We start from the raw sequence: 13,083 nt of genomic DNA, 5'->3' as shown, positions 1-13,083 counted from the left end.
TTTCGCGGCAACCTGTCAAACTTCAGCTACGTCGAAGGGGTACTTCGGAGCAACAGGGGGACGAATGGGGCAGGGGTTCTCGGTCGAGCCGGCCGCGGTGCGCGCGCTCGGAGACCTGGTCCTGCGGGCGGGCGCGGGCGTCGACACCTATCGCCAGTGGTTCGACCGCTTGGTCGGCGCCGGTGCCGGATTCGACACCGAAAGCGGCGAGGGTTTCTTCGCCGCCGCCTGGCCGAAACTGGACGAGTGGCAGCGCACGGCGCTGAGCCAGACACGGTTCGCGGCCGATCTCGCCGCGGGCGGCGGACACGAACTGCGCTGTGTGGCGCACTGGTACGGCGTGGTGGACGCGCGGGCGGCGGAACTACTGGACCGGCTCAACCCGGAGCCCGACGCCGCGCGGGTCCCCGCGGACGAGGTGCGTGACCCGGCCGGTGCCGCGGCGTTCCGCGACGCCGTCCCGGTGGGTTACGGCGGGCCCGATCCGGCGGCCGTCGCCGACCCGGCCTGGTGGCCGGTGAAGGCACAGGCGGAGCGCGAGAAACTGCTCGATCTCGGCGGATCCCTCGGCGACGTCGCCGAAGTGATCAAGATGCTCACCGGTTCCGACAAGGACTTCATCACCATGATCGCCGACCTGCTCGTCGGTGACTGGACCGTGCTGCAGCGGCAGGCGGTGCTCTACAACGACGCCGCGCTCGGCCTGGAGAACACCGCGGTCAACATCGACCAGGGCCGGTTCGGGATCCAGGGCGCGTGGGAGGGGGAGGGCGCCGATCGGGCCAAGAACTGGCTGGTCACCTACCGGTCCAGTCTGTTGCAGCTGGCTCGGTACTTCCGTGGCGCGAGCCTGGCGATCCAGGCGCTGGCGAAGCTCGCCTACCACCTGATGCAGGAGATCCGGCACGGCTACAGCTCGGCGATCGACATCGCGTTGCTGATCCTCACCAAGGGCAAGAAACTCGGCCTGGAAAAAGGGATGCGCGTCGTGGAGATCATCAGCGAAGCGCTGTCCCAGCTCGGCCGTCGCGGCAAGCTCGTCGAAGTCGTGAAGGAAGGCGAGATGCTGGACATCATCCATCTCGTGCTGTCCTTCAACGAGATCGTCGGGATCATCCAGACGCTGATCAGCGCCGCGTACGGGCTGGCGCACATGTTCGCGGGGGAGAAGGCCCTCGACGAGGTGCTGGAGACCACCATCGCGATGGGCGATCCGCCGCAGTGGCCGGAGGGCTACGAACACCGGGACGCCGACTGCCCGGCCAAGCGTAAGAGTGTGCTGCTGTGACAGGAGAACGCACGATCCACGATCCGTTCGACTCCGCCGACGGGGACCGGGCACGGCAGACGGTCATGCGGCTGCTGGCGGCGACCGGCGGTGCCGCCGGGGACTTCGCGGGCGAGGTCGTCGCCGGGCGACGGCAACCGTACGAACTGCTGGCGCACGGCCCGGTGCTGGACGAGTTCGTCCAGGAGGCGCGAGGCTGGTGGCAGGTCATCGACGCGCTGCCCGCCGAGGATCGCCGACGGCTGGCCGCGGAAGCCTGGACGTCCTTGGAACGGCAGGTCGGCGAACTGGCCACTATGGACGTCGACGCCGTCGTCGCCGAACTCGAGGGGCTTTCCGCGGTGGCACAGGATCAGCCCGCGCCGAGCCGTCCGCCTCGCGACGACGAGGACGACGATTGGTCCGAGAGGTCTTATCTGGAGCCACTCTGACAAAAGACCGGTGCCCTTTCGTGCAAGGAACGCTGTCCCTTCGCACAGAGCTTTCTCGCGGGCGGGAGCCCGATGGCATCGTGGCCGCGTGAACTCCCCGGCCTCCCGACGGATGACGAGCGTTTTCCGTTACGTGCCAACGTCGAAGGCCGGGTGACGATGGTCAAGCGGAAGCGGCGTGCCGAATACGGGACGTCTCGAAGGGGTGACGGATGAACTTTCAGGTCGTACCGGCGGAAATCGGCAAACACGCGGCGAACGTCGACGGGATCGCCGAGCGGCTGGACACCGTGCTGGCGGCGGCGAACACCGCGGCCATGTCCGACGACGCCTACGGTCTGATCTGCGCGTTCGTCCCGCCGTTCATCAATCCGGCGGAGGAGAAGACGGTCGACTCGATCAAGGCCGCGATCGACGGCGTCCGGGCGACCGCCGCCAACCTGCGCACCGCCGAACAGTCCTACACCGGGCAGGACGCCGCGGGCGTCGACATGTTCAAACAGTACGAGGCCGCGATCCCGGCGACTCCGATGGAGAAGGCCTCGCGATGACCAACCCCCTTGTCGCCACCCCGAAGGATTCCACCACCGCGGTGTCCGGCGTTCCCCTGCTCGAATCCGCGACCGAACTCAAGGCGTCCATCGAAAGCGGTGACTGGGCGTCCGTCGCGGTCGGCGCGTTCGGCGCCGCCATGGACGCGGTGTCCGCCGCCCTCGACCCGTTCGGCACCATCCTCGCCGCCGGGGTCGGCTGGCTGATGGAGCACGTCGGACCGTTGAAGGAAGCACTCGACGCGCTCGCCGGAGACCCGGACGAGATCGCCGCGCACGCCGAGACCTGGCAGAACGTCGCCAAAGAACTCGGCACGATCAGCGCCGACCTCGACGCGATGGTCGTCGCCGAAACCGCGAACTGGGCCGGTGACGCCGGTGACGCCTACCGCACCAGGGGAGCGGATGTCGCGTCCTTGATCGGCGCGTGCCAGCAGGCCGCCGGCGGCGCGTCCTCCGGCACCCGGATCGGCGGTGAGGTGGTCACCGCGGTCCGCACCCTGGTCCGCGACACCATCGCCGAACTGATCAGCTGGGCGCTGCAGGTGCTGGCGACGCTCGGCCTCGGCATGACCTGGGTGCTGCCGCAGGTCACCGCCGCCATCGCGAAGACCGCTTCCAAGATCGCCACCGTCGTCACCAAGCTGGTCAAGGCGATGAGCGCGCTCGCCCCGCTGATGAAGAAGGCGAAGAACATCTTCGCCGAAGCGGAGAAGGCGCTCCGCAAGATCGACACCGGCAAGACCGGACCGGCAGGGAAACCCCGCGGTCCGAAACCGGGCGGCGAGTACAGCAGCACCCGCGGCGGAGGCGGTGGTGGCAAGGGGAAGAAGCCCCAGCCCCAACCGCAGCCCGATCTTTCGCCGAACCTCGGGAATTTCGACGAGCTCACCCAGGCGCAGAAAGACGCCGCGCTCAAGATGAAACGGTGGATCCTCGACCACAAGGACAGCGGCCAGTTCGGCGCCTGGCACAACAGCGTGGACAACGACAAGCTCAACTCGCTGGGCTTGGGGAACAAGCCCACCCCCGGCCCCGGCTCGACCTGGGGCGGCAGGATCTACGGGAACCACGGTCAGGCAGGCGGCAAAGTCGGGAACGAAGGCAGGCTTCCGCACAACGGCAAGGTGAGCGGCGGCAACAAGCCCGCCGATCAACCGTTCGGTCCTGACGGCAAGCCCACGAAACCGTACGACGGCAACTACTACGAATTCGACGTCCACCCGACACCGAGGTACGAAAACAAGAAACCCATCAGGGACGCCGACGAGTACACGGACTTCAGCGGAAAGCCGCTGCCGGAGAACCAGAGGCCGAAGCCGGACCGCATCGTCAAGGACGACAACGACAAGTTCTATTACGCGCCGGGTCACTACGACAAGTTCTACGAGGTCCCTTGATTCCCGCCGCGTACCCGCTGGTCGAGTGGGTCGTGGGCGGACTCACCACGGTGCCTGACGCTTTCCCGACCGTCCACAAGGGACACTCCCGGCATGACTTCGCCCGGGTTGGCCGGCGTGAGGTAAGGCGTGACTCGCGTGCTTGGAGGCGTAACTCGCGTGTCTGGATGCCGCACTCGCGAGTTACGTCTCCAAACACGCGAGTTACGTCTTTAAACACGCGAGATCCGGGTCTGAGCACGCGAGTGCGGTGTCGCGTCACCCAGCCCACCGTCTCGCCCGAGACACGACCCGAAGTCGCGCCGAGAGTCAGTGACGCTTCGTGGTGAAGCAGACGCGGATCGTGGTGCCCTGCGGGCCGGTGTGGACGCGCACGAGGTCGGACAGATGGTTGACCAGCAGGAGCCCGCGGCCGCGTAGCTGACCGGGGGCGGCGGGCCGCCGTCCGGCCAGCGGGTCGGTCAGGCGACCGGTGTCGTGGACCTCGCAGACCAGTCCGCCCGCCTCGGACCAGATGCCGAGCCGTCCCTGCCCGCCGCCGTGGTCCACGCTGTTGGCCAGGAGTTCGGCGACCACGAGCTGGACGTCCGCCACTTGATCGTCGGTGAGGCCGGCACGCCGGGCCTGGTCACGGGCCACGGCGCGGGCGTGAGCCAGGGAAGCGGCCTCGCCGGTGACGGCGTCGAGGATGCTGTACCCGGCCGATTCTGTCGGTGCCGGTACGGGCAGCGGGGTGTTGTAACCGGTGATGATGCGGTCGGGGTCGTAGCCGGTGCTGGCGCGCTCTCCGGTGGAGTCGATCAGGACCGGGTGGGTGGCTTCGGCGTCGGACAGGGCGCGGGCGTCGAGGCGGGTGACGTCGTAGGGGCAGAGAATGGTGACTTCGCGGCCGGTGAACGCGTGGTTGATCAGCGCCTCGTGCTGGGCGCACGCCGGGTACTCCAGCTCGGACCGTTCGGCCCAGATGGGCTCGCCGATGATGCGGACCCGCCGGGTGGTGTGGTCGTCGGCGAAGGCGCGGAGGACGCCGGGGATGATCCGGCCGGGGTTGCGGCCTTCCTCGGTCATGTCCAGCAGCCGTACCCGCTCGGCGTCCCGGCCCAAGGCGGTCCGCAGCAGCTCCAGGTTGGGGCCGGGCACCGAGACCGCGACCGGCTCGCCGCTCTCCAAACCCCGCAAAATGAACGGGACAGTGCCCGCCAGGTAGTCGTCCGGCCCCCGGTAGAACAGCGCCGGGTGGACGAACGGGTCGGTGCCCGCCGCTGTCGTGGTCGCCTTCACCATGACCGGGTACCCCCGTTCAGGAGGTTGACGCACGGCGCGCCACCGGCATGTCCCAACCCTGCACCCACGCTGACCCCGTACTGCCGACTTCTTCGTACCCAGTCTAGTGGCGGTGACACCGGGGCACGTCCGCCCTCGGCTCATTCACTACGTGCCCTGACTTATTGCGCACAAGCTGGCGACCACTGTGGTCCGGGGTGATGCTTGCCGAGCCGGGGTCGTTCACGCTGAAGTAAGGGGCGCCGTGGTGGAACTGTCGTGGGTGGAACGGGAGATCGCCAAGCCGTTCGCCTTCGTCGTGGTCGAAGGCGAACCCGGTTCCGGGAAGACGGACCTCCTCCGCCGGGTGGCGCGTTCCGCTGCTGCTCAGGAGCGGACCGTGATCGAGCTCCGCTGCGTGCGGGAGCCCGATCCGGCGCCGCTCGCGCCGCTGCTCGACGCGCTGGGAGCCGCCGCGGACAGGTGGACGGGGATGGCCGGTCGCCTGTCGCCGCTCGCCGGGGTCCTGCACCCCTTGCTCCCCGAACTCGGCGCCGTCCTGCCGGAGCCGATCGGCTCGGATCGCCACCTGGTGCACCGTGCGCTCCGCGAACTGCTGACCTTGCCGGAGCGCACGGTCCTGATCGTCGACGACGCGGACGAGGCTGACGAAGAGACCCAGGACCTCCTCCGGCTGCTGGCCGCCCGGCCGTCCGAACGGCTGGCCGTCGTGACCGGCTCCGCACTCCGGCTGCAGCAACGGACCCTTCGCGATGCCTGGTGGCCTCCCCGCTCCGGGGTGACGGCGCGATGCACTCTGAAGCCGCTGCGGATCGCGGACGTCGAGGCGAAGGCTGGTTCGCGCGAGCTCGCCGAGCGGGTCCATCGCCGAACCGGAGGGGTGGCCGCCGCGGTCACCGCGGTACTGGAAGCGATCTCCGGACTCGACGCGCAGGCCGCCATGAAGCTCTCGGAGAAGGTCGCCCCCGCTGCTTGGGCGGCAGAACTCGCCGCGAGGTTCGCGGTGCTGGAGCAAGGCGCCGCGGCGGTCGTGGCGGCCGCGGTGATCCTCGGCAGGCCGGCGGGTGGCAAGGCGCTCGCCGCCGTGGCGGGCTCGGACGGCGCCGGAATCGTCGACGACCTGCTCCAGGCGATGGCCGCGGGGTTCCTGCGTGACCTGGGAAACGATCGGTACGCGGTGCGCAGTCCGCTGGTCGCGGACGCGGTCCGCGCCGCCATCCCGGGCCCGCGGCGGTCTCGGCTGCACTCCGGCGCCGCGCGGCTGCTTGCCTGCTCGGACGAGCCGGAACCGCGGAGGGTCGCGTACCACCACCGGGAGGCCGGTGAGCTCGACGAGTGGGCGCGGTACGTCTCGGAATCCGTGGACCAGGCGGCGGCCGAGGGCAGGCCGGACGAAGCCGTGCGGCTGCTCGAGACCGCGCTCGGGGACTCCGCGCTCTCTCGGGCGCGCAGGGAGAACTTCGCCGTGCGGCTCAGCCGGGAGACCGCGTACGGACTGATCGGCGAATCCACGCTGCGGCTGCTGCGCACGGCGGCGCACGACTGGCCGATGAGCAAGGCCGCGCGCGGCGAGATCCGGATCAACCTCGGCCGGGTCCTGATCAACCAGATCGGGCAGGTCGACGCGGGCCGTTCCGAGATCGAGCTGGCCATCGCGGATCTCGACGGCCGGCGCGCGCTCCTCGCCCGCGGGCTGATCACGTTGGCTCTCCCGCACGTCGGGCCGGTGCCGGTCGAGGAGAACCTGCGCTGGCTGGACCAGGCCGAACAGGCCAGCAAGGGCACCCGCGACGTCGAACTGATCGCCGCGGTCACCGCGAACCGGGTGTCCGGACGGATGCAGGTGGCCGATCCCGGGGTCTGGCAGGACGTCGGCACGCTTCCGGCCTCGCCTCGGTCCGCCGAGGTGCGCAGGCAGGTCAGCCGGACCTACATCAACCTCGCCGACGCGGCCGCCTGGAACGGGTACTACCCGGTGGCGAGGACGTATCTCGCCACCGCCCGTCGGCTGGTCCACGACGAGGAACAGCCCTACCTGGAAGTGCTCGCGGCCGGGACGGACCTCCGGCTCGACGTCGCGATGGGCATCTGGCCTGAGGTGGAGGCCGAGGTCCTCGGGCTGGTGGGCCGCGTCGGCCGAGAAAGTTCGCTCGCCGCGGAGCCCTTGCTCGCGCTGGCTTGGTACCAGCTGGGCAACGGACGTCGCAAAGAGGCGTCACGGAACTTCGACACCGCCTTCGCGCTCGCGGCCGGGAACGTCCCGCAGCGGGCGTCGGCGTTCGCGGGGCGGGTGGCCGTCCTCCTCGCGGCCAAGGAACTTCCCGCCGCCGCACGGCTCGCGGAAAGCGGACTCGAGAGTGTGCGCCGAAAGAACAACTGGGTCTGGGCGGCCGAACTCCTCCCGCCCGCCGTCCGGGTTCTCGTCGACCGAGGGGAGACCGACGCGGCGGAACGGCTGGTCGCCGAGTACCAGGAGGGGATTGCCGGACGGGACGCGCCGCTCGCCCATGCGGCGGCTCTCTTCTGCCAGGGGATGCTCGCCAGGGCCCGGCCCGCCGACGCGGTCGAATTGTTCAGCCAGGCGGCGTTGTCCTATCAGGCTTTGCCGCGCCCCTATGCCGCCGCCGGCGCGAGCGAACTCGCCGGTGAGTGTTATGCCGAACTCGGCGACCACCGGAAACTGCTTGGCGCGTTGACCTCGGCCGAAACCATTTACCGTTCCTTGAAGTCGGTCGCCGACGCGCAGCGATGCCGCCGGATCCTGGCGCGCCACGATCCCACCACTCCGTCGCGTGGTCGCCGTGGCTACGGCCAGGCCTTGTCGCCGCGCGAACTCGAAGTGGCGCGTCTGGCCGCGCAGAATCTCAGTAACCGCGAGATCGCGGAACGGCTTTTTCTGTCCGCGCGGACGGTCGAGGTCCATATCAGCCGGGCGTTGAACAAACTCGATCTGCCTTCGCGTGCGGTGCTCGGCGAGCATTTGTCTCGCTCCTGAACAGACGAACGGCTCCGATTTGGCCTTGGCATGTGTTTTTTCTTTGATGAGGTCACTTATTTAATGGGCTTACGGCACTGATTATTGAAGCGTTGACATTTAATTGAGTAGCGCGCCGAGTGCAATACTTATTGTTCCTGTCCGGTGGAGAACTCACTGTTGTCACAACGTCTCCCGGTGTTGATTCCCCACTTTCAGGAGTGACTCGATGCGTGAAAGTCTCCGTCCAAGAAGGATCGTGGTCATTGCCGGCCTGGCACTCGCCCTGGGCTTGCCGGCAGTGCCCGCCATCGCCTCGCCCGCCGGGCCGATTGTCCAGGCGTGGCTGCCGGACGCGATTCCAGGTTCCTATCTCGTCACTTTGAAGACCGGACCGTCGCCCGCCGCCGAGTCGCTGGCGGCGGAATACGGTGGCCAGGTCACGCGCACTTACGACGCCGCGCTGCGCGGTTTCGCGAGCCGGATGACCGAAGCGCAGGCTCGGCGGCTGGCCGCGGATCCGGCCGTCGCATCGGTCGAACCGGACGCCATCGCGCACGCGACCGACACCCAGAACGATCCCACCTGGGGCCTGGACCGGGTCGACCAGAAGGATCTGCCGCTCGACAAGAAGTACGGCTACGCCAACAAAGGCGACGGTGCCACGGTCTACGTGCTCGACACGGGCACGGACTACCGGCAGTCCGAGTTCGGCGGGCGCGCGAGCAGTGGCTACGACTTCGTCGACAACGACAGCGACGCCTCGGACTGCCACGGCCACGGCACGCACGTCGCCGGAACCGTCGGCAGCACGACCTACGGTGTCGCGAAAGGCGTGAAGATCGTGGCCGTCCGCGTGCTCGGCTGCAACTCCAGTGCGCCGTGGTCGACGATCGTGTCGGGAATCGACTGGGTCACCAAGAACGCCAAGAAGCCCGCGGTGCTCACGATGAGCATCGGCGGCGGTGCGACGTCCACTGTGGACCAGGCGGTCCAGGGCGCGGTCCGGGCCGGGATCACCGTCACGGTCGCGGCGGGCAACGAGGGGCAGGACGCCTGCAACGTCTCGCCTGCCCGGACGCCGGAAGCGATCACGGTCGCCGCGAGCGACATCCAGGACAAGCGGTCGATCTTCAACTCCTCGCAGTCGTCGAACTACGGGACCTGCACCGATCTGTTCGGGCCGGGCAGCAACATCACCTCGACCCGCAACGGCGGCGGCACGCAGCAGATGAGCGGCACGTCGATGGCCACCCCGCACGTCGCAGGCGCGGCCGCGCTCTACCTGACCGCGAATCCGTCGGCCACCCCGGAGCAGGTCACCAAGGCACTGCTCGACAACGCCACCCCCGGCAAGATCTCCGACCCGAAGGGGTCGCCGAACAAGCTGCTGTACACCGGTTTCCTCGGCGGAGGCACGCCGTCCTGCGCGGGCGGCACCAGCACCGACGACGTCGCCGTCCCGGACGCCGGTGAAGCCGTGGGCAGCACCGTGACCATCGGTTCCTGCGATGCGAAGGGAACCGCTGGCACTTCGGTGGCCGTGGCGATCAAGCACCCGTACACGGGCGATCTCAAGATCGACCTCGTCACGCCGAGCGGCCAGGTCGTCAACCTCAAGCAGGCGGGTGGCGAAAGCACCGTCGATCTCTCCAAGACCTACACCGTCGACACCTCGGGCGAGAACCGTTCCGGCGACTGGAAGCTGCGTGTCCAGGACGTCTACCGGTTCGACACCGGCGTGCTCGACGGCTTCGGCCTGACCTTCTGATTTCCTCCCTGCTGAAAGGAAATACCGTGAAAAGGAAAAGAGTCCTCGGACTGCTGGCACTGGGTGTGGCGGCACTGTCGATACCCGTGGCCGGCGGAACCGCCGGGGCGGCGCCCCAGCCGGCCGCGTCGGCGATCGCTCCCACCGGTGACGTCCAGGTTCCCGGCGGTGCCCATGCCCTGGGCATCGGCGGCGTGCCCGCTTCGGTGAAGGACTATCCCTTCGCCATCGCGGCCCTGCGTGAGGGCGGCTCGCGGCCCAAGGGGCAGAGCTGCAGCGGTTCCGTCGTGGCGCCCCGCAAGGTGATGGTCGCGGCGCACTGCAAGGAACTGGCAGGCGAGAAGTCCGTCCTCTATGGACTGGACGATCTGGTGAGCACCGGCGGCACCCAGCTCAAGGCCGTCGACTACCAGCTCCATCCGAAGTTCACCCAGCCCTGGAACGGCTACGACGTCGCGATCATCACCACCGACGGCGACATCCCCGTCCCCGCCGGCGGCTACGCGAAGGTCGCCACCTCCGCCGACACCGGCCTCGAGGCGCCGGGCAAGGACGGTTTCAGCCTGGGCTACGGCAAGAAGAGCTACAACGACAGCCCCGCCGACGTCACTTTGCAGAAGCTGACGCTGCCGATCGTCAACGCGAACCAGTGCACCGGGGTGGAGAACGGCGTCGACCCGGCGACGATGATCTGCGCCGGGTATTCCGACGGCCGCAAGACCGTCCTTCCCGGTGACAGCGGTGGCCCGTTCATCGTCAACGGCGTCGTCGTCGGCATCACGTCGTGGAGCCGCAGCGACTTCCGGTGGTACAGCGTCTACAGCCGCCTGAACAACGAAATGGGCGACTGGGTCAAGCAGCAGATCGGCGAGGTGCCCAGCACCGACAAGTTCACCCTCGCGGCCTCTCCGGGTTCGGTGAAGGTCGACCCCGGCAAGTATGTTTCGGCGTCGATCACGAGCAAACCGGGCAAGAACGGCAGCGAGAACGTCGCGCTCAGCGCGTCCGGGCTGCCCGACGGTGCCAAGGCGACCTTCCAGCCCTCGTCCATCAACGCCGGTGACACCGCGAAACTGACGATCGAGACCGCCGCGAACACCCCGGAGAAGGACTACACGATCACCGTCTCCGGCAAGGGGACGACCGACACCGTGACCACCACGCTGACGCTGACCGTCGGGAAGGGCGGAAGTCAGCCGGGTGACCTCAAGGTGACGGTGAACCCGGGGTCGGGCACCGTTCGCGCCTCGGGATTCCTGAGCGCGACGGTTTCCGCGACCGGCGGTAGCGGCACCATCGCTCTTTCGGCCTCGGGACAGGGCCTGCCCATCGCCCCGTTCTTCACCCCGCAGAACATCTCCAGCGGCGGCAGTTCCGAGATGCGGATCTACGCGCCCTACCGGGCGGGCACCTACCCGATCACCATCACCGCGAAAGACGGTACCGGCAAGACCTCGACCGCCACGTACACCCTCACCGTCCAGTGACCGTACTCATCACCGAGGTGACAATCCATGCGTAAATTACTGCTGACTCTGGGCGCGTTGACCCCCTTACTGGCGCTGGGCATCGGAAACGCCGTCGCGGCCGAAGCCGAAGGTGTCGTGGTGCAGGCGAAGCAGCACTACGGCGACCAGTACATCGTGGTACTGAAGGACGGCCTCGCGACCGCGCAGGCGGCGTCGGTCTCGCTGACCGAACGCTTCGGCGGCGAAGTGCGGTCCACCTGGTCCGCGGCGCTGAACGGCTTCTCGGTCAAGAAGATGACCGAGCAGCAGGCTCGGCGGCTCGCGGCGGACCCGTCGGTCAAGGCCGTCTACCAGGACGGCACCGCTCGCGGCACCGACACGCAGACCAACCCGACGTGGGGTCTGGACCGCGTCGACCAGAAAGCCCTGCCGCTGGACAAGAAGTACACCTACAACAACAGCGGTGAAGGCGTCACCGCGTACGACCTCGACAGCGGCATCAACCCCGACAACCCGGAGTACGAAGGCCGGGCCAGTCTCGGCAAGGATTTCATGGGCGGTGACGGCAAGGACTGCAACGGACACGGCAGCCACACGGCAGGCACCATCGGCAGCAAGACCTACGGTGTCGCCAAGAAGGTCAAGATCGTCGGGCTGAAAGTACTGGGCTGCAACAACTCCGGACCTGACTCGGGCATCATCGACGCCGTCGACTGGGTGACGGCCAACGCGAAGAAGCCGGCCGTGGCGAACATGAGCCTCACCATGGACGCGCCCGGTGTGGGTGACGACGCGCTCAAGAAGTCGATCGCGTCGGGCGTCGTCTACGGCGTCGCGTCCGGCAACGCGTCGACCGACGCCTGCAACACCAGCCCCGCCAGGGTTCCCGAAGCCATCACGGTGAACGCCACGGACTCCAGCGACAACCGGTCGTCGTTCTCGAACTACGGTTCGTGCACGGACATCTTCGCGCCGGGCTCCAACATCACGTCGCTGAGCCCGAGCAACGGCGGGTCCGCGGTCATGAACGGCACCTCCATGGCGACGCCGCACGTCGTCGGCACGGCCGCGCTCTACCTGGCGGCCAACCCGGCCGCGACGCCGAAGCAGGTGCGTGACGCGTTGGTCAACAACGCGTCCGACGGTGTCGTCAAGAATCCCGGCAGCGGCTCGCTGAACAAACTGCTGAACGTCTCGTTCATCGGTGGCGGCGGCCCGGCGCCGACGTGCGGCGCGAAGTCGAACACCGTCCCGGTGGCGATTCCGGACGCCGGTGCCGCGGTGACGAGCTCGATCACGCAGGAAGGATGTGACGGGAGGGCGTCCTCGACGCTGCCGGTCAAGGTGGACATCAGCCACACCTACACCGCCGACCTGGCGCTGGACCTGATCGGGCCCAGCGGCAAGACCTACCGCCTCAAGAACGCGGGCGGCACGGGCAGTGCTTCGGGAGTGCACGAGACCTACACGGTCGACGCCTCCGGCGAGAACGCCAACGGGACCTGGAAGCTGAGCGCCCAGGACGTCTACAGGTTCGACACCGGTTCGATCGACGGATTCACCCTCACGTTCTGACCAGGGTGGGGTGAGAGGTGGGGCCGGTCTCGATGCCGGCCCCACTTCGTCGCTCCTTCACGATGTGAGTTGCGGTGCCCCCAATGTGGCATTGGGGACGCTCAGCGCCACCAATGCCACATTGGGCGCACCGGAGAGAACACGCGTGACCGGTCAGCCGTGAGTGGTGCCTTGGGCTGGGCCCAGCACATCATCGGAAGGTAGTGAGGGGCCGGCGGATTCATGCGGTCGTCGCAACATGCTCTATTTAGGACAGTAGCAGGTTGAGTTTTTCTTGGGGTGTAAGCCAGTCCAGTGTTTTGCGGGGGCGGCCGTTGAGTTCGGCGGCCACTCTCGCGAG

The 13,083-nt window shown here is 68.2% G+C and carries 9 protein-coding genes; 8 read left to right on the top strand and 1 reads right to left on the bottom strand.

The genetic code is table 11. From position 1 onward, the window contains the following. Positions 1 to 64 precede the first annotated feature (64 nt). The 4 genes from DMH03_RS38495 (at position 65) to DMH03_RS43085 (ending at position 3,670) form a co-directional block, all read left to right on the top strand. Entirely contained in the window at positions 65 to 1,288 is a 1,224-nt protein-coding gene (locus DMH03_RS38495; RefSeq protein WP_125796934.1) for a hypothetical protein, read from the top strand. Next, positions 1,285 to 1,719 (top strand): hypothetical protein, encoded by a 435-nt coding sequence (locus DMH03_RS38490; RefSeq protein WP_233611839.1) that lies wholly within the window; start codon positions 1,285 to 1,287, stop codon positions 1,717 to 1,719. The genes DMH03_RS38495 and DMH03_RS38490 overlap by 4 nt, the downstream gene beginning before the upstream one ends. A 212-nt stretch (positions 1,720 to 1,931) precedes the next feature. Further along, positions 1,932 to 2,270, top strand: coding sequence for a type VII secretion target (locus DMH03_RS38485; RefSeq protein ID WP_125796933.1), 339 nt, complete (start codon positions 1,932 to 1,934; stop codon positions 2,268 to 2,270). Beyond that, on the top strand, positions 2,267 to 3,670 hold the full coding sequence (locus DMH03_RS43085; protein WP_125796932.1) for a WXG100 family type VII secretion target: 1,404 nt from the start codon (positions 2,267 to 2,269) through the stop codon (positions 3,668 to 3,670). The genes DMH03_RS38485 and DMH03_RS43085 overlap by 4 nt, the downstream gene beginning before the upstream one ends. A gap of 309 nt (positions 3,671 to 3,979) precedes the next feature. Here the strand turns inward: DMH03_RS43085 and DMH03_RS38475 are convergent, their stop codons facing one another. Then, positions 3,980 to 4,954 (bottom strand): sensor histidine kinase, encoded by a 975-nt coding sequence (locus DMH03_RS38475; RefSeq protein ID WP_125796931.1) that lies wholly within the window; start codon positions 4,952 to 4,954, stop codon positions 3,980 to 3,982. Between the two features lie 247 nt (positions 4,955 to 5,201). On the opposite strand from DMH03_RS38475, the gene DMH03_RS38470 reads away from it, so the two are divergent. The 4 genes from DMH03_RS38470 to DMH03_RS38455 all read left to right on the top strand — a co-directional run bounded on the left by DMH03_RS38470 (position 5,202) and on the right by DMH03_RS38455 (position 12,743). Next, positions 5,202 to 7,949, top strand: coding sequence for an AAA family ATPase (locus DMH03_RS38470; RefSeq protein WP_233611838.1), 2,748 nt, complete (start codon positions 5,202 to 5,204; stop codon positions 7,947 to 7,949). Positions 7,950 to 8,157: 208 nt separating this feature from the next. After that, complete coding sequence (locus DMH03_RS38465) at positions 8,158 to 9,699, top strand: S8 family peptidase (RefSeq protein ID WP_125796929.1); 1,542 nt, start codon at positions 8,158 to 8,160, stop codon at positions 9,697 to 9,699. Positions 9,700 to 9,725: 26 nt separating this feature from the next. Further along, on the top strand, positions 9,726 to 11,186 hold the full coding sequence (locus DMH03_RS38460) for a trypsin-like serine protease (protein ID WP_125796928.1): 1,461 nt from the start codon (positions 9,726 to 9,728) through the stop codon (positions 11,184 to 11,186). 27 nt (positions 11,187 to 11,213) lie between these two features. Continuing rightward, positions 11,214 to 12,743 carry a S8 family peptidase gene (locus DMH03_RS38455; protein ID WP_125796927.1) on the top strand — a complete coding sequence of 510 codons (1,530 nt, stop codon included), beginning with the start codon at positions 11,214 to 11,216 and terminating at the stop codon, positions 12,741 to 12,743. Positions 12,744 to 13,083 lie beyond the last annotated feature (340 nt).

Source organism: Amycolatopsis sp. WAC 01376, assembly GCF_003947415.1.
GTDB lineage: Bacteria > Actinomycetota > Actinomycetes > Mycobacteriales > Pseudonocardiaceae > Amycolatopsis.
This window is presented reverse-complemented; position numbering and strand designations above follow the sequence as displayed.

Bases quoted from the DNA above. Each gene is read 5' to 3' on its own strand.
- DMH03_RS38495 (WP_125796934.1), top strand. From the start codon at position 65: ATGGGGCAGGGGTTCTCGGTCGAGCCGGCCGCGGTGCGCGCGCTCGGA.
- DMH03_RS38455 (WP_125796927.1), top strand. From the start codon at position 11,214: ATGCGTAAATTACTGCTGACTCTGGGCGCGTTGACCCCCTTACTGGCG.
- DMH03_RS38485 (WP_125796933.1), top strand. From the start codon at position 1,932: ATGAACTTTCAGGTCGTACCGGCGGAAATCGGCAAACACGCGGCGAAC.
- DMH03_RS38465 (WP_125796929.1), top strand. From the start codon at position 8,158: ATGCGTGAAAGTCTCCGTCCAAGAAGGATCGTGGTCATTGCCGGCCTG.
- DMH03_RS43085 (WP_125796932.1), top strand. From the start codon at position 2,267: ATGACCAACCCCCTTGTCGCCACCCCGAAGGATTCCACCACCGCGGTG.
- DMH03_RS38475 (WP_125796931.1), bottom strand. From the start codon at position 4,954: ATGGTGAAGGCGACCACGACAGCGGCGGGCACCGACCCGTTCGTCCAC.